Below are 18,801 nucleotides of genomic sequence, written 5' to 3'. Positions count from 1 at the left end.
CGCACGGCCCCAGTCGGTCTATAAGCGGACTAATTCCACTTGGTGTCCATCATCATCGGGTTGGAGCTGCCGCCGACGGCATCGTAACCGTGGCCCGTGAGGTCGCGCACGATATTGCCGGAACCGCTGTCGTTGGGCTCCCAGGCGTTCATGCGCCAGTAAGCGAGCAGCCCGTCGGACGTGGGATCGACATAGTTCATGTTGTTGACGATCTCGGATTGCGAGAGAGCCCGTGTCCATACACGGCACTCTGCAACGTAACCGTCCAGCGGACGGCCGCCGCCATAGGAGGCTCCCAGGTAGAAACCGCCCGAATTGTCGCTCGTCAGGTCGATGGTCTCGCCCTGCGTTTCCACGCCCGTGGCATACTGCCCGTCGATGTAGATATCCCACGAAGAACCTGTCCAGACTGCGGCGACGTGGTACCACTTCTCCTTGTCGAACGGCTTGTCGGTAGCTGCGGGCTGGTAGGAGTCGTGACAGATCTGGATGCAGTCGGGATCGACCTTCACGTCGCCGAAACGTACGCCGCAGATGCCCTCGATACCCATGATGGAGCTGATATAAGGATCGCGGGTCTGGAAGCCGAGCATGTATACGCGGGCTTCGAGCGTGAGCTGCGGAAGGGCTGCCAGGTCGGAATTCTCCTGGAACGAAGTCACCTTGTAAATGTTGCTCGATCCCAGGTAGATCGCCTTGCTGATCACCGGGGTCTTCAGCACGATGAAGAGCGTGCGGCTCGGTTCGAGCACGGTCATCCCGCCCGATACGGTCTTGATGCTCACCGGGACGCAATAGGTCACGCCCTCGGCGAACTCCGAGACGGACGACACCGTGAAGCCGATCGCCGAAGAGGTGTTGTAGCCGGCCAGGATGGTCGCTTCCGTCGAGCTGAGCGAATAGCTGTCGGCGGGCGGGATCTGGTAGTTCTTGCCGTATTTGTCGTTATAGGCGGCCAGCAGGTCGGGGCGCACTTCGAGCTGAATGTGGATGTCATGCTCGGCGACCACCGAGGCGGAGACGGTGATCGAGGTCTCGGCAGGGGGTTCGTCGATGGTCATGGATTTGTCGGGATTGCTCTGCGCATCGGTCATGTAGATCGCAGGATAGGTCTCCGCGGACTCCTGACAGCCCGTCGCCGCAGCGGCGGCGAACAACAGCGGAGCGACCAAATATTTCAGTTTCATAGTTCTCTTGTTTTAGGTTTAGTTTGCAGGGGCGAAAATCTCGGCCTCGTTCATGCTGGTCCACCCGGTCACCCGGCCGACGTATACCCGGATATAGCGGGCCTTCACGGTCTTCTTGAACCGGAATATCTTCCAGCCGTCGTCCGTGAGTTTGGGGACGAACGAAATTTCGTTGGTCAGGCTGAACCAGTTGGTGCCGTCCTCGCTGTACTGGAAATCGGTACATTCGGGGTTGGAGTCCTCGTAGTAGATATGCCAGCGGAAGCCGTTGATGTCGTAGGCCTTGTCCAGCGTGATGATGAAATTGCCGCCGTTCCCCCACGAATAGGACGCATTCGCGGCATACCAGCAGTTGGAGTCGAGTTTGCCGTCGAACATGCGGGCTTTCTGCGTATCGGAATCAAGGTTCCAGACGCCGTTGGCGCCGCTCGAAGCGGTGCCCTGGTAGCAGACGATCGTCCAGCCGGAAGCAGGTTCGATCTTCACGCCCGTGAGCGCCGTGGCATCGACGTCGATCTCCATCGCCGCCACCGTCACCAGCACGTAACGCACCAGTTTCTCCTTCGAGGTATAGATGTCTTCCGCGGGAAGTTCCACGACGATAGGGATCAGGTAGTATCCCTTCTCGATATTGGCGGAGCTTACGGTGACGGACACCTCGTCGGACATGAACGCACCGGCTGCCACGCCGAGCGTGCCGAGTGAAACACGCGCGGGGTCGATCGGCTCGTAGGAGGTGCCGTGCTTTTCGTTGTAGGCATCGACCAGCGAATTGTCGATAGCCAGCGGGAACGAAACGTCGGCAGGGGCGGGACGCGCCAGCTCGACCCGGATTTTTTCGTCCACCTCGCCCGTGATGGTACCGTCGTCCCCGACCAGGAACAGGTATTTGGACAAGCCGGTCGAGGTCAGACCGACGATCAAGTCGCCGCCGGCGGGGTTCACATCCTGGATCGCCTCGCGCATATACTTGTAAGGCATCGACGAATTGGCGTACTCATACTCCATGTGGTAGGCACCGAAACCGGCACCGAAACCCTGCGTGGGGTTGAAGCGCGCCATGCCCAGCAGCGAGTTGACACGCTGTCCGTCACGGCACGTATGCGTGACGCCGCCGTTTTTCCAATAGGATTCGAAATTCTCGGCGAAGATATACTGCTCGGGCTTCCAGCCTTTGGCATCGGCGCTGTTGAAGCGACCCTGCAAGTCGGTATAGCCGCCCGACGCATAGGCCTGTACGATACCGTAGTCGAAGCAGTCGGCCACATCGGCATGGACGGCATAGGGCACGCCGTCGATCATAAGCAGGCGTCCCGTACCCGACTTGGGGCCGACGTATTTGCTCATGGCGAGGATGAGTTTGCGGAACAGCTCGTTGTCATGTCCCACGAACGGCCCCGAAGCGCCGTAGCCGGGTTCGTAGTCAATGTCGATGCCGTCGTAGCTGTACTTGTCCATCGAGTCCTTGCAGTAGGCTTTGGCGTAGGCCTCGATGGCCTCGTCGGTATATTCGCCGCCGCCGATCTCGGTGAGGAACGGCTCGGGCATCTTGTCCGAGAAGATCGTGAAGGTCACCTTCGTGCCCTTGATCTTCTGCACGAACTCCTTGTCGGCGATCTGCTCGGGGGTCAGCGAATGCCACTGGCTCCAGATGGAGATGATATCCATCGAGTCGGGAGCACTCTGCAGGCGGGTCTGGTAGGATGCGCCGACGGCCGTCCACGAACCGTACCAGCCGAAAGCGATCTTGTGCTTGGTCTTTTTGTATTCGCGCAGGGCCTGGTAGTAGGCATTATCGCGCAGGATGGGCGACTGCTGGTCGGGATGCTGCGTAATTTCGCGCTCGGGATCCGTCCAATCCGAACAAGCGACGAAAAAGGCACCCACGATCGCAAGGGCCGCGACGTATTTCAAGAAATTTTTCATCTTTCGTGTTGTTTTTAGGTTCATTATTTCTTATCCCACCAGAGTTTCGTACCGCCGGTATCGGCTCCGCCGAGCAGTGCGGTGGCAGCCGCCACGCCGGCGGCATTGTTCGAGTACTCCGAACGCGGGAAGGTCATACGGCGCACCTGGACGTTGGTATCGACCTTGCCGCCGCTGAGGTTGTTGACGATCGGGATCACCTTGGGGTAACCTGTGCGGCGGAATTCCGACCAGGCTTCCTGCCCGTTGGGGAACATGGCGATCCACTTCTGCGTGATGATCCGTTCGAGCTTTTCCTCGTCCCCGGCGCCGGCATTCCATTTCGGGGAGACGGACGAAGGTTTCGAAGCGTTGTATTTCGTCGAGGCGGCCGAAGCGTCCTCGAATGCCTGGGGTTCGCTCGCACTCTCGGCATAGGTGGCCGCGGCGGCCGCGGTAAGACCGCGTTCGAGGAACGACAATTCGATACCCGTCTTGTAGAACGATTCATCGTCACCGCCCATCTCCCAGCCGAGCATGGCGCCTTCGGCCCGCAGGAAAGCGGCCTCGGAAGCGAGGAACCACACGACGGGCGTATCCTTGGCGACGTTGGGCACCGAAAGTCCGGTATAGTCCGCCTTCAGCATCGAGCTGAGACCGCTGCGGACACCGTGGTACTTGCCATCCTCGCAGGTTTTGAAATAGGCCGGCAGGCGCGGATCGGCGTAACCGTTCATATAAGCGTCGATGGTCGCACCCATGCGGGTATCGTTATAGGCGTTCCACACCTCTTCGAGCGGATTGTATACCTGTACCGAACCGGAACTCTTGAGCCACGCCCCGTCGTCCGAAGCGGTCATCACCCCGTCCCTGACGGCTTCCTCGGCATAGGTCCGGGCAAGCCCGGGTTCGACGAAACGGATGCGCATGGCCATGCGGAGCTTGACCGAGTTGGCCAGCTTGAGCCATTTCGCATAGTCGCCCTGGTAAACGGCGTCGACCTTCTGCAACGGCCTGGCGTCGGCGGCATTGGCCGCATACTCCTTGAGCACCACGATGGCGGCATTCAGATCCGTGAGAAGGTTTTTGTAGACGGTCTCCTGCGATTCGTAGGGGTTTTCGGTCTGGCCGAAATTCGAAACGGGGATCGGGCCGTAGATGTCGGTGGTACGCTGGAGGGCCATCACCTTGATGACCTCGGCAACGGCAAAGACGTCGTCGGTAACCTGTCCGTTCTGGTAGGCGTACTTGAGGTTGAGCCATGCAGGCATCACATTGGTGAAAGCCACCGAGAAAGGCACGTTGTTGTAGTCCGTACCGTCGAGGTCGTAAGTACAGGTATAGCTGCCGCCGTTGAAGGCCTGGATCGGGGAGAGATAGCCGCCGAAGGCGTCGCCCATCAGGTTGCAGGCGCGCTGGAACTCGTTGGCCCCCACGTCGCTGCACGGGATCACGGCATCCATTTGCATGGTGGTGATGTAGGTCTTCTTGTCGACCGACTGCACCGCATCGGGATTGGTGTTGAAGGATTCGAAGTCACCGGTACAGGCGGCAAGCGCCGCAGCGGCGAAAAATCCTATTGTATGATTGAATCGTTTCATTGGTCTGAAATTTTAGAATTGGAGTCTTACGCTGAAACCGATAGTCCGGGAGCTGGGCTGCATGAAATAGTCGAGCCCCTGGTAATAGGTACCCGTGGACGCGGTGATCTCGGGATCGAACGGCGCCTTGTTGTAGATCATCCACAGGTTGCGGCCGACGAGCGACACGGTCATGCCGATCTTGTCGTTGAACCACCTGGAAGGCAGGTCGTAGCCCAGCGTAAGTTCACGCAGGCGGACGTTGGTCATGCTGTAAACATAGTGTGAAAGCATCGAAAGCCCGTTGCCGTTGTTGGCGTAGAAGACCCTGGCATCGGGGACTTTCTGATCCTCGGAGATCCAGACACCGCCGTTTTCCCGGGCGTCGGCCGAATCCTGCGAGGCACCCCAGCGATCCATCAGGGCCTGCGTCGCCGAAACGCCCTGGCCGCCGATGCGGGCATCGAACAGCACGCCGAGGTTCACGCCCTTGTAGGAGAAGCGGTTGTTCCACCCCAGGCGGAAGCGGGCTTCGGTATTGCCGCCGTAAAGCCACGTATTGGGATCGGTGGTGACGGTATTGGTATTGGGGTCGACATAGATGCGTCCCTGATCGTCGGTCTTGAGCCCCGTCACGTAGAAGTCGCCGATCGAACCGCCTTTTTTGACCTTCATGCGGTAGCCGCCGTAGTCCATGTTCACCTCGTCGACAGTCACCAGGTTACCGGCCACGTCGCGCGTGCCTTCGGGAACCAGCTCCTTCACCTCGTTCCGGTTCATCGAGAAGTTGACATTGGTCGACCACGAGAAGTCGCGCCACTTGTTCTTGTAACCCACGACCGCTTCGATACCCCAGTTGTTGACCTTGCCGGCATTGATATATGCCCGTTTGTAGCCGGTGCTGGGCGGTGCATCGTAGCTAAAAAGCTGGTTGTAGGTGTTGGTATTGTAATAGGTCACGTCCGTCCAGATCTTGTTGCCGAGGAACTTGGCGTTCAGGCCCACTTCGAACGACTTGGTGCGCTCGGGCGTAAGGTTGACAGCCGGGGCATAGGAGTCCGACGAAACGATACCGCCCGTCTGCAAGGGCGTATTGACACCGGTAATAAACCGCTGCGGGGCGTTACCCACCTCGGCATAGGAGGCACGCACCTTGAGGAACGAAATGCCGGCTTTGGAAAGGTCGGCCATCGACGAGATGACGGCCGAAAGGCCCACCGACGGGTAGAATATGTTCATATGGGGCGTGAAGGCCAGCTGCGACGCCCACTCGTTGCGCGCCGTCACGTCGAGGTAGACCATGCCGTTATATCCCAGCTGGGCGGTGGCGTAGACGGCCTGCGTCTGGTCGTGGTAGCGGTCGGCGTAGGGTTTGGTCTGCGAATGGCTCATATCCACGTTGTAGACCGAGAACTTGTTGGCGAGGGTGGCCAGGTGGCCCTCGAAGCCTTCGCCGTCGTTCTTATCGTCGAGGATGCTCGCACCCAGGTTGAACGACAGGGAAAACTTGTCGTCGAAGAAACTCTTGTTGATCGACAGCAGGGCGTCGGCGTAGAGGTTGTTGTGGTGGATCTTGTTGTTCTGGTAGTTGCCGTATTCGGAAGCGAACAGCTTGTCGGACGAGGCATAGATCTTACGCGTATAGTTCATCACCATGTTATCGGTGCGCACGCGCCCCGTGAGGGTGATCCAGTCGGCAATGTCCCACTTGAGCGTGGCGTTGAACGTATAGCGGTGCGCCGTATTCTCGAACAGCTCGCGGTTGGTGATCCACCAGGGGTTCTCGACGCCGGTGATGAACTCCAGGGGCCAGAACTGCTTCATATAGCCCGCCGTGGCGTCGTAACGCTCGTAAACCTCGTACTTGGAGATGTCGTCGCCGCGCGGGAAGAGGTAAATGGGAATCAGCGGGTTGTGGTAGAGGCCCTGCACGAGCGGGTTACGCTTGTACTGGCGCATGTAGGAAGCGCCCAGGTCGAGCGTCAGCTTGTCCTTGATGAGCTGCGTGGTATTGCGGAAGGTAAAGTTGTACCGGTTGTAGACGTTGTTGGGGATGATGCCGCGCGAATTGAGCGAAGCGGCCGAGAAATAGGACTGGTTCACGCGCGTACCACCCGAAACCGAGATCGCATTGGTCTCCTCGAAGCCGGTCTGGAAGAAATCCGAGGGGTCGTACGAGGTCGGGGTCGAGAGCTTCGTACCCCAGCTCATGGACGGTGCCGTAGCTTCGGTGCCGTAGGTGTTCTGGAACTGCGGCATGACGAACGGCGACGAAAAGGTGGTATTGTTGGCGTAGTTCACGCGCACACGCCCCTCCTCGCCCTTTTTGGTCGTGATGACGATCACGCCGTTGGCACCCTGCGAACCGTAGAGCGCGGCCGCCGTGGCGCCCGAAAGCACCGTCATGGATTCGATGTCCTCGGGGTTGAGGTTCGAGATACCCTCGAAATCGCCGCCGTCGGGCGTTTCGTAGGTGCCCTCGGTCTGCGACGAACGCAGGTCGGGCATCGGGATACCGTCGATCACATAGAGGGCGTTGTTGTTGCCGCTGATGGACTTCACGCCGCGCATCACCACGCGCGTGGAACCGCCCACGCCCGAGGCGCTGGCGTTGATCTGAAGGCCGGCGACCTTGCCCGAAAGCGAGTTCATGAAGTTGGCGTCCTTGACCGTGTTGACGATGTCGCCCGTGACCTCCTGCACGTTGTAGGTCAGCGCTTTCTCCGACCTTTTGATGCCGAGGGCGGTAACCACCACGGCGTCGAGCACTTCGTTGTCCTCGTGCATGACCACCGACAACGGGGCGGATCCCGAGACGGGAAGCTCCTGTTTGGTATAGCCGATGAGCGAAATTTCGAGCGTGTCCCCCGGTTTGGCCTGCGGAAGCGAGAAATTGCCGTCGATGTCGGCGGCGGCACCGGTCGTCGTACCTTTGATAAGCACGGTGGCGCCGACCAGGGGCATGCCCTTATCGTCCTTTATGACTCCGGTAACGCCGCCCTGAGCGCTGTGGGGGGGGGAATTTTTAGCTTTCTTCGAGAGCACGATGTGTTTGTCCCGAAGGGTATAAGCGATGTCGGAGCCCGCGAAGAGCTTGTCCAACACGGCCTGCAGCGGTTCGTCGTGCACCGAGAGGCTCACTTTGCGGTCGGTGTCGATGTCCGACGTATTGTAGACGAACGAACAGCCCGTCTGCTGCTGGATAGCCTGGAAAACCGTGATGACCGTCGCGTCCGGGGCATCGAGGCTCACACGCGAGAGGGCTTGCTGCGTCTGTGCTGCGGCAGAGGTGGCGCCGAAGCATCCCAGGAGCAGCATCGGGATAACGAACAGACAACGGAAACATGTAGCGACAACACGTCCTCCCCTGCCTGTCGCAAGGTTAGTTTTTTTCATGGATCAGATTTTAGGTTAGTGTAATGGTTAGGTGTCGAAACAGGCCGCCGAAAAGTGCGGCATCCGGGAAAAAGAGACGTTAATTTTCCATAGGCGGATCGAAGGTTTTTAAGTTCGTATTCGGTTATCGTTCAGGGTTTGCGTAGAGTTCGATGTCGTTGCCGACGATCCTGTAATTGAATTTATAGGTCAGTTGCAATACGGACATGATGTGGTAGATGCCGTCCTCGACGCGGAAATTGCCCGAGAAACGCATGTCGCGGAGCCGGGTGTCCATGAAACGGATGTCGACGTTGTAGTAGCGCTTGAGTTCGGCGACGATCTCCCCGAAAGTGTCGTGCTCGAAACAGAAGCGGCCGTCGATCCAGTTGATCGAGCGTTCGGCCGAGGGGCAGTCGGTCAGGCGCATGGCGTGCGTCCGGGTGTCGAAGACCAGTTGCTGCGCGGGGTGCAGGCGTACCGAGGCCTGCCCGTGTCCCGAAGCAGAGGCCTTGACGGCACCTTCGAGCAGGACGGTGGTGACACGGTGGTCATTGTCGTCGTTGCGGATGTTGAAACGTGTGCCGAGGACTTCGACGTCCAGGCCGTTGGTCGACACGACGAACGGCGCCCGGCGGTCGTGCTCGACCTCGAAATAGGCTTCACCCTCCATCTTCACGCGGCGCTGGCGCGAAAAGAAGGGGGCGACGTACTCCACGCTGCTCGACGAATTGAGCCACACCTTCGTCCCGTCGGGCAGCACCACCTGCGACCGCTCGCCCAGCTGGGTGACGACGGTCACGGGCTGCGCCAGGCGCTTGGAAAGCAACACGGTCGTGAGCCCGCCGGCCAGGAGCACCGCGGCGACCACGGCCGCAGCGGCAATACGCACTGCGCTCCGGCGCAGGGAGATACGGCGTCCGGCGTGCATGCGGCGCTTGAACTGCCGGAGCGAACGTTCGACGTCAATACCGGCCGCATCGTTGATACGGTCGCTGACATACAATATATAATAAACCTGGCCGAGCATCCTGCGGTTTGCGGCCGAGCGGTCGTACCACGCCTCTACGGCCTCCGCCTGCGCCGCGTCCAGCTCGCCCTTCAGGAAGGCGACCAATACCTCTTCGTCGATTTCGAAATTTGCCATGCTGTTTGCTTGTCTATAAAGTAATACAATCCGTCAGCAAAGGATGCTAACGGAACGGCGAAAAAAAATTCAGATTTCCTTATCAGGAGAGGTCAGGCCACAGCAACAGCACGAGCAGCGGCCAGTAATCGCTGAGCTCTTCGCGCAGCAGGCGAACCGTCTGCCCGATACGGTAATTGACCGTCTGCGGGGAGACGTTGAGGCGGGCGGCTATTTCTTTGTGGGTCATACCTTCCAGGCGGTGCATACGGAAGGTCTGCCGGAATTCAGGAGGCATTTTGCGCAGAGCTTCGGTCAGCCGCTGCACCAGTTCGCCCTCGAGGTAGAAATCGGGGTCGTCGAACGTCTCTTCGTAGCGTTCGGCCAGCTGGCGGATGATGCGGTTCTTGAGCGTGTCGCGCAAGGCGCTGTTTAGCGACTTGTTCTTTACGATGGTGAACAGCAGCGATTTGAGCGGCATCTCGGGGATCAGCGAGGTGCGGTTTTCCCACACCCACATCAGGGTGTCCTGGACGAGTTCCTCGGCGCGTACCGGCGGCACGAAGCGCGTGGCGTAGGTGCAGAGCGGTTTGTAATAGCGGCGGAAAAGCGCATCGAAACATTTTTCATCCCCCGCACGGAGCAATCCGACAACCGTGCGGTTGTCGTGTATGTCGATCGTATGCGCGTTATCTGCCATCGGCCGGTATATTCTTCGGGCCCGCCGCCCCGAAGAACGGCGGAGGGACAAAGCAAAAATACAACTTTATCCAATATTTGCAAAAAAGATTCCGTACGGGGCATACGGTGTGTCCGGACGGAGTATGCCGAAAGGGAACGGGGGATACGGCGCAGGCAGCGCCGTATCCGGCGACAGGGAAAAGGCGGAAGCCGGGGACGGCGGCGTATTGCCGCCGCCTCGGGGAGCACCCTGCCGCCCGGCGGGAATGCGTCACGGCACAGGCCGGGAGCCCGGGCACGGCATGGACGCGAATACCATGGCGGCAAGCCGGGATATTCCCGGCTTATGTCCGGAAATCGCAACCGCGGAGCGGGAATCCGCCGAATTTTATTACCTTTGCGGGGCAGGCCCGCCCTGTCGCTGCCGGCCGAGGCCGGGAGAGGAAAGTCCGGGCAACACAGAGCACCGCGCAAGCTAACGACTTGATATCCGTGAGGGTATAGGAGCGTAACAGAGAACGACCGCCCGCAGGGGATTTCCGTAATCCCGGCGGGTAAGGGTGAAAAGGCGGGGTAAGAGCCCACCGCGGGGGCAGCGATGCCGCCCGGCAGTACGTCTCGCGGGTTGCAAGACCGTGTATACCGGCAATTAAGGGTTGCTCGCCCGATGCCGGGGGGTAGGTTGCTTGAGACGGCAGGAGACTGCCGCCCTAGATAAATGACAGGGGCCCGGGGTTCGCCCCGGGAACAGAACCCGGCTTACAGGGCCTGCACGTACGGGGATGCCGCCAAAAAGCGGCATCCCCTTTTTCGGGCCGCTACCGCAACGGGACGGACGGCGGGAGCGGGAGCAGTACCCGGGGAAGCAGAGAAGCCCGGGAAAGAAAAACGCAGAAGGACGGGCATTCCATGCGGCAGGCATCGGCAGCATGGCATTTTTTTTGACGTATCGCCCGCCGATGGCGACCCTCGGCGAACATATCCGGCAAAGCAACGCTTACAAATGGTGGATCCTGGGCATGATCATGCTCGGGACGTTCATGGCCGTGCTGGACGTGACGGTAGTCAACGTCGGGCTGCCGGCCATCATGTCGGCTTTCGGCATCGGCATCTCGACGGCCGAATGGGTCATCACCGCCTACATGATCACCATGACCGTCATGCTCCCCTCGGCGGGTTGGTTCGCCGACCGCTTCGGGAACAAACGCATCTATATCCTGGGGCTGGCGCTCTTCACGCTCGGGTCGTGGCTCTGCGGCAAAGCCCCGGGCGACCTGTTTCTGATCGGGGCACGCGCCCTGCAAGGCGTCGGCAGCGGCATCATCCAGTCGCTGGGACTGGCGATCGTGACCCGCGAATTCCGCCCCGAGCAGCGCGGCCTGGCGCTCGGCCTGTGGGCAATGGCCGCCGCCGCGTCGATCTCGTTCGGCCCCCTGCTGGGCGGCTACCTGGTCGACGCATACAGCTGGCACCGGATTTTCGACGTGAACGTCCCCGTGGGGGTGTTCGCCATCTTGCTGGCGCTCTTCATCCAGAAGGAGTGGAAAAGCCCGGCGCGGCACCCGTTCGACTGGCGGGGATTCGTGGCCATCGCGCTCTTCATGCCGCTGGCGATCTACGCGCTGGCGCGGGGCAACTCGCCGACCAACCACGACGGCTGGGCGTCGCCCACGGTGATCGGCTGTTTCGCCGTGGCGGCCGTGGCGCTCGCCTACTTCGTCCGCACGGAGCTGCGCAGCCCGGCGCCGCTGCTGCAATTGCGCCTGCTCGGGGAGCGCAACTTCGGGGTTTCGATGGCCGTGCTGACGCTCTTCTCGATCGGCATGCTGGGCGGCACCTACCTGCTGCCGCTCTACATGCAGCGCGGGCTGGGCTACACGGCGCTGACGGCCGGGAGCGTATTCCTGCCCGTGGGGCTCATACAAGGAGTGCTGTCGGCCGTATCGGGTTACCTCACGCGCTATGTCAAACCCCTGCTGCTCGCGGCGGCGGGCATCCTGCTGCTGGCGACGAGCTTTTGGCTGGCCAGCCGTTTCACGCTCCACACCACCCACCGGCACATCCTCTTCGTGCTCTACATCCGCGGGCTGGGCATGGGGCTCACGTTCGCCCCGCTGAACTTCTTTTCGCTGCGGAACCTCACGCAGCACGACATGGCCGCTGCGGCGGGTATCTCGAACAGCATCAAACAGTTGGCTGGAAGCGTCGGCATCGCCATCCTGACAGCCGTTTACTCGGCCCGGACGGCTTTCCATGCGGCGCACGAAACGGTATCGGCCTCCCAAACCTATGTCGAGGGGGTGACCGACGCGCTGGGCGTAGTGACATGGCTGACCCTCGCGGCCGGGCTGCCGCTGCTGTGGGTATTCCGCAAAAAACGAAAGAAAACGCCGGCAGGAAACCCGGGAGCAGCCGGGGAGGCCGGGGAAAGTTAAACCGGGAAAGCTGGGACGGCCGAACCGAAGAACCGGGTAAGCCAAGCCAACGCGCCGGGAGCCAAAACGGGAAGCCGGGAGAGGCACAAAGCCGGGAGGAGCAGAACCGGGAAGGCGGGGAAGGCCGGACAGGTGTATGCCGGGGCGCCGGATCGGCAACGGACGGCTACATCAGCCCCATGCGCCTGCGGGCGAAAGGCATGACCCAGGCCGGGGACTGTTGCCGCGCGAGCAGGTCGCGCATGTATTCCATATAGGGTTCGACGTGGCGGAAATAACGTTTCAGCCCCTCGCAGAGTGAATTCTTGGGGCTGCCGTCGGCCCCGCGGGCGAAACGGTGCTTGGGACATTCGCCCCGGCAGGCGAAATAGTAGTTGCACCGCAGACATTCGGCGGGCAGCGTGTTGCGTTTGTCCAGCCCGAATTCGCGGCGTTTCTGCGAGCGGTAGAGCTCGGCAAGGGGCGTCTCACGGATATTGCCCAGCCTGTACCCGGGGTAGACGAAATGGTCGCACGGGTAGACGTCGCCGTTGTGCTCGACGACCAGCGCGTCGCCGCACGTCTCACCCATCGAGCAGACGCCCGGCCGCACACCGCACCACTGCGCCAGCGAGGCGTCGAACAACTGCACGAAACAGCGCCCCACGTCGCTTACGACCCACTCATCGAACACATCGCACAGGAAACGCCCGTAGCCTTCGGCCGAGACCGACCAGCCGGCCAGCCGCGCCCCTTCGTGTCCGGGCGGGACGATCAGGGGACGGTGGTGTCCCGGTTTGCCGACGACGTGTTCGACGGCGGGCAGGAACTGCATGAAGCGGCTGTGCACCTCGTCGCGGAAGAAGCGGTAGATCTCCCCGCCGCGCCCCTCGCAGCACCGGTTCACGACACTCAGCGTATTGAATTCCACGCCGCTGTGCCGGAACATCCCGACCGTCCGCATCACGCGCTCGAAGGTCGGTTTGCCGCCCCTGGTCAGGCGGAAGGCGTCGTGGATATCCCCGGGCCCGTCGAGCGAGAGGCCGACCAGAAAATTGTTGGCTGCGAAAAGGTCGCACCACGCCTCGTCGACCAGCGTACCGTTGGTCTGCAACGTGTTCTCGATCCGTTTGCCGTCGGCGTACCTGCGCTGCAGCTCCATCGCCCGGCGGTAGAAATCCAGCCCCAGCAGCAACGGCTCGCCGCCGTGCCAGCAGAACTGCACGGTGTCGACCTCATTGGCCCGGATGTACTGTTTTATGCAGAGCTCCAGCAGCTGGTCGTCCATCACGGCCTGGCGGCCGCCGTACTGCACCGCCTTGTCGAGATAGTAGCAGTAGTGGCAGTCGAGGTTGCAGGCCGAGCCCGCCGGTTTGAGCATGATCGAAAAGGCCGCGGGGGCGACCTGTTTCTCCGCGTCGCGGAACGTAAATATCTGCTTCTGTTTCATGGAGCGGGCTGATGTCCCGGACAAAAATAGCAAAATCCCTCCAATATACGCCGCAAATGTCCGAAAGCGTGCCGAAACCGTACGGGCTCCGGCAAAAAACCGGGCCGCGGCGTACGTTTTTTCGCCGGAATCGTATAACTTTACGTGCTGAAAAAACTTAAAACCCCCGAAACCGATGAAAAAATCGCTTATCCTACTCGGCATGTCGCTGCTGGCTGCGTGCGGCGTGCAGAAAACGGAACTCCCGCTGCTGCCCGAAGAGGCATTCCAGACCACCGTCGACGGCAAACCAGTCGCACTCTACACGCTCCATGCAGGCGACATCACCATGCAGGTCACCAATTACGGCGCCCGCGTCGTATCGCTTTGGACGCCCGACCGCGAAGGCCGCTACGAGGACATCGTACTGGGCTACGAAAACATCGGCCGCTACACAGACAACACGGGCGAACGGTTCCTCGGCGCCGTGGTAGGCCCCTACGCCAACCGCATCGCAAAGGGGCGCTTCACGCTCGACGGCGTGGAATACACCCTGCCGGTGAACAACAACGGGCAGACGCTGCACGGCGGACTTCTGGGCGTAGACCGCGTGGTATGGGACGTGGTATCGGCCTCGGACGACAAACTCGTGCTGCATTACCTCCATCCCGACGGACAGGACGGGTTCCCGGGCAACCTGGATATCGAGATGACTTACTCGCTCACGCCCGACAACGAGTTCCGCATCGACTACAAGGCCACTACCGACAAACCGACCGTGGTGAACATGTCGAACCACCCGTTCTTCAACCTCAAGGGCGAAGGCAACGGCACGGTGCTCGACAACGTGATGACGATCAACGCCAGCCACACCACCCCGGTGGACTCGGTGCTGATCCCCACGGGCCAGATTGCCCCGGTAGAGGGTACGCCGTTCGACTTCCGTGAGCCGCACGCCATCGGCGAGCGCATCGGAGCGGAGAACGAACAGCTGCGCAACGGCGGCGGATACGACCACAACTGGGTCATCGACCGCAAGACCCCAAGCGGCATCGAGCAGGCCGCCACGGTCTGGGAACCCGCCTCGGGACGTACCATCGAGGTGCTGAGCGACCAGCCCGGACTGCAGGTTTACAGCGGCAACTTCTTCGACGGCACGAGCATCGGCAAATACGGCAAGCCGCAGCGCTACCGCGAGTCGCTGGCGCTCGAAACGCAGAAGTTCCCCGACAGCCCCAACCACGACAATTTCCCCTCGACGGTACTGCGCCCCGGGGAGACCTATACGCAGGTCTGCATCTACAAGTTCGGCGTGAAATAACACGCAGAATATGCTTTGGCGGCGGAGGGCACCCGGTGGTGCCCTCCGTCGTTTTCACGGGGCACGGATGCCGTCCGCAGCCTTAGGCACCCGGATGCATCGCCCGACGATATAAACAAAAAAACAAACTTATAAATATTTATTGAGATAGTTTTTGTAATTTTGGAGCCATAAATCGGCTCAAAAAATGCTACGTTCGAACCTAAATACCATAAACGACCAGATTTTCAACAAGACCGCAATACGGATCGACGACCAGGCGCTGCGCGAAGTGGAGGCGTGTTACCGTTTCCTGGAGAAATTCGAGCAGGGAAAGGTCATCTACGGCATCAACACGGGGTTCGGCCCCATGGCGCAGTACCGGATCGGCGACGCCGACCTGAACAGCCTCCAGTACAACATCATCCGTTCGCACAGCTGCGGCGCGGGCGAGGCGCTGCCCGACATCTGCGTGCGGGCGGCGATGCTGGCGCGGCTGCAAACGTTCCTCAACGCCAAGTCGGGCGTACACCCCGACGTGGTGCGGATACTGGCCGATTTCCTCAACAACGAAATTTACCCGCTCGTGCCGCGCCACGGCAGCGTGGGCGCAAGCGGCGACCTGGTGCAGCTGGCGCATATCGCACTGGCGCTGATCGGCGAGGCGGAGGTCTCGTTCCGGGGCGAAACCGTCCCGGCTACCGAAGCGATGGCGACATGCGGCATAACGCCCCTCAGGCTCCGCATCCGCGACGGGCTGGCGCTCACGAACGGCACGGCCGTGATGACGGGCATCGGACTGGTGAATCTGGCCCAGGCGCGCCGCCTGTTGGAATGGGCCGTGAAAGCGTCGGTGATGCTCAACGAAATCGTGGAGTCGTACGACGACTTCATGGCCGGAGCGCTCAACGAATACAAACTCCACGCGGGGCAGATCGAGATCGCCCGGCAGATGCGCGCCATATGCGCCTCGAGCCGCCGGCTGCGCAAGCGCGAAGCGGAACTTTACAGCGGCGACACGGGCGCGGCACCCACCTTCAGGCACAAGGTACAGCCCTACTACTCGCTGCGGTGCATCCCCCAGATTCTGGGGCCGGTGCTCGAAACGATCTCCCAGGCCGAGAAAATCCTCGTCGAGGAGTTCAACGCGGTGGACGACAACCCGGTGGTAGACCCCGCGGCGGGGACGATCTACCACGGCGGGAATTTCCACGGCGACTACGTGTCGCTGGAGATGGACAAGCTCAAGATCGCCGTGACGAAGATGACGATGCTCGCCGAACGGCAGCTGAACTACCTTTTCCACGACCGGATCAACGAGACGCTGCCGCCGTTCGTAAACCTCGGCAAATTGGGGCTCAACTACGGGTTGCAGGCAGCGCAGTTCACGGCGACCTCGACCACGGCCGAGTCGCAAACGCTCTCCAACCCGATGTACGTCCACTCGATCCCCAACAACAACGACAACCAGGACATCGTGAGCATGGGAACCAACGCGGCGATGCTCACGCGGCAGGTCGTGGAGAACGGCTACCAGGTCGCCGCGATCGAGATGCTGGCGCTGGTGCAGGCCGCCGACTACCTGCAATGCGCCGGGGAGCTCTCCGACGCCACGCGGCAGTTGTATGCCGACATCCGGGGCATCGTGCCGCGCTTTGCCGACGACACGCCCAAGCACAGGGAGATCGCCGCCATCGAAAATTTCCTGAAAAACAATTCCGCTTCCCTATGAAAAAGCTCCTGACCACCCTGACCGCGACATTGTGCTGTCTTTCCGGCGCTTTCGCCGCTCGCTGGGCGAGGAGTTGCAGCAAGCTATAACCGCAGAAAATGGCAAAAACGAATAAATACGCACTCGTGACCGGCGGCAGCCGGGGCATAGGCCGCGAAATCTGCCTCAAACTGGGCGGGTGCGGCTACCACGTGCTCGTCAACTACAAGTCGAACGCCGCCGAGGCCGAAAAGACCCTTGCGGGCATCCGCGCCGCAGGCGGCGACGGCGAGGCACTGCAATTCGACGTGGCCTCGGGCGAAGAGAGCACGGCGGCCATCGAGGCATGGCAGAAAGCGCACGAAGGCGCCTGCATCGAGGTGGTGGTGAACAACGCGGGCATCCGCGACGACGTGCTGATGATGTGGATGGAACCGCAGCAGTGGCACTCGGTGATCGGCACCAGCCTCGACGGGTTCTACAACGTCACGCGGCCGCTGCTCAAGGGGATGCTCGTGAACCGGTTCGGGCGCATCGTCAACATCGTCTCGCTCTCGGGCATCAAGGGGCTGCCCGGGCAGGCCAATTACGCCGCGGCCAAGGGCGGCGTGATCGCCGCGACGAAGGCGCTGGCGCAGGAGGTGGCCAAAAAGGGGGTGACGGTGAATGCCATCGCCCCGGGATTCGTGCGCACGGACATGACCGCCGACATCGACGAGGCGGAGCTCCGCAAACAGATACCCGCCGGGCGCTTCTGCGAACCGGCCGAAGTCGCCGACCTGGCGATGTTCCTCATCTCGGACGAGGCCTCCTACATCACGGGGGAGGTCATTTCGATCAACGGGGGATTATATACCTGAGACCATGGAGAAGAGAGTAGTTATCACCGGAATGGGCATCTGGGCCTGCATCGGAAAAAATACGGAAGAAGTCACGCAGTCGCTCCGCGAAGGACGCTCGGGCATCGGGCTCGACCCGGCGCGCAGGGAGCTGGGATACATCTCGTCGCTGACGGGGATCGTGGAACAACCGAACCTGAAAGGGGTGCTCGACCGCCGCAAGCGGCTGTGTCTGCCCCAGCAGGGCGAATATGCCTACATGGCCACCGCCGAGGCGATGCGCAACGCCGGAATGGACGAGGCCTACCTGGCGGCGAACGAGGTGGGAATCATCTACGGCAACGACAGCAGTGCGGCGCCGGTGATCGAGGGGATCGACATCATCCGCGCCAGGCGGAACACGGCGATGGTCGGCTCGGGCAATATTTTCCAGTCGATGAACTCGACCGTGACGATGAACCTCTCGGTGATCTTCAACCTGCGGGGCATCAACCTCACGCTCTCGGCGGCCTGCGCCAGCGGGTCGCACGCCATCGGCATGGGTTACCTGATGATCAGGCAGGGGTTGCAGGAGCGCGTGGTCTGCGGCGGCGCACAGGAGGTAAACCTCTACTCGGTGGGCAGCTTCGACGGGCTGGGGGCATTCTCGGCCCGCGAATCGGATCCCGCGGCGGCATCGCGCCCCTTCGACAAAGACCGCGACGGGCTGGTGCCGAGCGGAGGCGCGGCGACGGTGATCCTCGAAAGCCATGAATCGGCCGTCGCACGGGGCGCCGAAATCCTGGGCGAAGTGGTCGGGTACGGGTTCTCGTCGAACGGCGAGCATATCTCCGTGCCGAACGTCGACGGCCCGCGCCGTTCGCTGCTGCGGTGTCTGGAGGACGCCGGAATGCGGCCCGAAGAGATCCCCTACGTCAATGCGCACGCCACCTCGACGCCGCTGGGCGACTACAACGAGGCGGAGGCGATAGCCGGGGTATTCGCCGGATGCAACCCCTACGTGGCGTCGACCAAGTCGATGACCGGCCACGAAATGTGGATGGCCGGGGCCAGCGAAGTGGTCTACTCGATGCTGATGATGCGGCACGGGTTCATCGCCCCGAACATCAACTTCACCGAGGGCGACGAGGCCACCTCGAAGCTCAACATCCCCACCCGCAGGGTAGACACGGAGTTCGACTGTTTCCTCTCGAACTCGTTCGGCTTCGGCGGCACCAACTCGACCCTGATCGTTAAGAAATACAAATAAACCCT

The 18,801-nt window shown here is 61.2% G+C and carries 12 protein-coding genes and 1 other RNA gene; 6 read left to right on the top strand and 7 right to left on the bottom strand.

All coding sequences use genetic code 11. The features are described 5' to 3' along the window. Nucleotides 1-29: 29 nt before the first annotated feature. The 6 genes from B3C38_RS09025 to B3C38_RS09000 all read right to left on the bottom strand — a co-directional run bounded on the left by B3C38_RS09025 (nt 30) and on the right by B3C38_RS09000 (nt 9,873). Nucleotides 30-1,187, bottom strand: coding sequence for a DUF1735 and LamG domain-containing protein (locus B3C38_RS09025; RefSeq protein WP_286726759.1), 1,158 nt, complete (start codon nt 1,185-1,187; stop codon nt 30-32). Between the two features lie 18 nt (nt 1,188-1,205). Continuing rightward, a complete protein-coding gene (locus tag B3C38_RS09020) occupies nt 1,206-3,113 on the bottom strand; it encodes a glycoside hydrolase family 18 (protein WP_286726758.1) in 1,908 nt (635 codons plus the stop codon). 23 nt (nt 3,114-3,136) lie between these two features. Continuing rightward, nucleotides 3,137-4,693, bottom strand: a complete 1,557-nt coding sequence (locus B3C38_RS09015; RefSeq protein ID WP_237957179.1) for a SusD/RagB family nutrient-binding outer membrane lipoprotein — start codon at nt 4,691-4,693, stop codon at nt 3,137-3,139. A 12-nt stretch (nt 4,694-4,705) separates the two neighbouring features. Continuing rightward, a complete protein-coding gene (locus tag B3C38_RS09010; RefSeq protein ID WP_286726755.1) occupies nt 4,706-8,068 on the bottom strand; it encodes a SusC/RagA family TonB-linked outer membrane protein in 3,363 nt (1,120 codons plus the stop codon). Nucleotides 8,069-8,192: 124 nt separating this feature from the next. Then, nucleotides 8,193-9,194: a FecR family protein gene (locus B3C38_RS09005; RefSeq protein ID WP_055211867.1), complete on the bottom strand. Its 1,002-nt coding sequence runs from the start codon at nt 9,192-9,194 to the stop codon at nt 8,193-8,195. An 82-nt stretch (nt 9,195-9,276) separates the two neighbouring features. Beyond that, a complete protein-coding gene (locus B3C38_RS09000; protein WP_237957185.1) occupies nt 9,277-9,873 on the bottom strand; it encodes an RNA polymerase sigma-70 factor in 597 nt (198 codons plus the stop codon). Nucleotides 9,874-10,256: 383 nt separating this feature from the next. Between B3C38_RS09000 and rnpB the strand changes: the two genes are divergently transcribed. Both rnpB and B3C38_RS08990 read left to right on the top strand, forming a co-directional pair. Further along, an RNA gene (gene rnpB / locus B3C38_RS08995) (RNase P RNA component class A) lies at nt 10,257-10,632 on the top strand. 181 nt (nt 10,633-10,813) lie between these two features. After that, entirely contained in the window at nt 10,814-12,289 is a 1,476-nt protein-coding gene (locus B3C38_RS08990; protein WP_022333228.1) for a DHA2 family efflux MFS transporter permease subunit, read from the top strand. A 166-nt stretch (nt 12,290-12,455) separates the two neighbouring features. Here B3C38_RS08990 and B3C38_RS08985 read toward each other — a convergent pair whose 3' ends face one another. Then, complete coding sequence (locus B3C38_RS08985) at nt 12,456-13,718, bottom strand: anaerobic sulfatase-maturation protein (protein WP_286726752.1); 1,263 nt, start codon at nt 13,716-13,718, stop codon at nt 12,456-12,458. 175 nt (nt 13,719-13,893) lie between these two features. On the opposite strand from B3C38_RS08985, the gene B3C38_RS08980 reads away from it, so the two are divergent. From B3C38_RS08980 to B3C38_RS08965, 4 genes are all read left to right on the top strand, one after another. Next, on the top strand, nt 13,894-15,018 hold the full coding sequence (locus B3C38_RS08980) for an aldose epimerase family protein (RefSeq protein WP_286726750.1): 1,125 nt from the start codon (nt 13,894-13,896) through the stop codon (nt 15,016-15,018). 187 nt (nt 15,019-15,205) lie between these two features. Next, the gene (locus tag B3C38_RS08975) at nt 15,206-16,729 is read left to right on the top strand and encodes an HAL/PAL/TAL family ammonia-lyase (RefSeq protein ID WP_286726749.1); all 1,524 of its coding nucleotides are present in this window, start codon (nt 15,206-15,208) and stop codon (nt 16,727-16,729) included. Between the two features lie 98 nt (nt 16,730-16,827). Beyond that, nucleotides 16,828-17,568, top strand: a complete 741-nt coding sequence (gene fabG / locus B3C38_RS08970; protein WP_286726747.1) for a 3-oxoacyl-ACP reductase FabG — start codon at nt 16,828-16,830, stop codon at nt 17,566-17,568. Between the two features lie 4 nt (nt 17,569-17,572). Beyond that, a complete protein-coding gene (locus tag B3C38_RS08965; protein ID WP_276637573.1) occupies nt 17,573-18,796 on the top strand; it encodes a beta-ketoacyl synthase N-terminal-like domain-containing protein in 1,224 nt (407 codons plus the stop codon). Nucleotides 18,797-18,801 lie beyond the last annotated feature (5 nt).

The organism is Alistipes sp. UBA1686 (assembly GCF_002320215.1).
GTDB classification, from domain to species: Bacteria; Bacteroidota; Bacteroidia; order Bacteroidales; family Rikenellaceae; genus Alistipes; species Alistipes onderdonkii.
This window is presented reverse-complemented; position numbering and strand designations above follow the sequence as displayed.

Bases quoted from the DNA above. Each gene is read 5' to 3' on its own strand.
- B3C38_RS09025 (WP_286726759.1), bottom strand. From the start codon at position 1,187: ATGAAACTGAAATATTTGGTCGCTCCGCTGTTGTTCGCCGCCGCTGCG.
- B3C38_RS09020 (WP_286726758.1), bottom strand. From the start codon at position 3,113: ATGAAAAATTTCTTGAAATACGTCGCGGCCCTTGCGATCGTGGGTGCC.
- B3C38_RS09015 (WP_237957179.1), bottom strand. From the start codon at position 4,693: ATGAAACGATTCAATCATACAATAGGATTTTTCGCCGCTGCGGCGCTT.
- B3C38_RS09010 (WP_286726755.1), bottom strand. From the start codon at position 8,068: ATGAAAAAAACTAACCTTGCGACAGGCAGGGGAGGACGTGTTGTCGCT.
- B3C38_RS09005 (WP_055211867.1), bottom strand. From the start codon at position 9,194: ATGGCAAATTTCGAAATCGACGAAGAGGTATTGGTCGCCTTCCTGAAG.
- B3C38_RS09000 (WP_237957185.1), bottom strand. From the start codon at position 9,873: ATGGCAGATAACGCGCATACGATCGACATACACGACAACCGCACGGTT.
- B3C38_RS08990 (WP_022333228.1), top strand. From the start codon at position 10,814: ATGGCGACCCTCGGCGAACATATCCGGCAAAGCAACGCTTACAAATGG.
- B3C38_RS08985 (WP_286726752.1), bottom strand. From the start codon at position 13,718: ATGAAACAGAAGCAGATATTTACGTTCCGCGACGCGGAGAAACAGGTC.
- B3C38_RS08980 (WP_286726750.1), top strand. From the start codon at position 13,894: ATGAAAAAATCGCTTATCCTACTCGGCATGTCGCTGCTGGCTGCGTGC.
- B3C38_RS08975 (WP_286726749.1), top strand. From the start codon at position 15,206: ATGCTACGTTCGAACCTAAATACCATAAACGACCAGATTTTCAACAAG.
- fabG (WP_286726747.1), top strand. From the start codon at position 16,828: ATGGCAAAAACGAATAAATACGCACTCGTGACCGGCGGCAGCCGGGGC.
- B3C38_RS08965 (WP_276637573.1), top strand. From the start codon at position 17,573: ATGGAGAAGAGAGTAGTTATCACCGGAATGGGCATCTGGGCCTGCATC.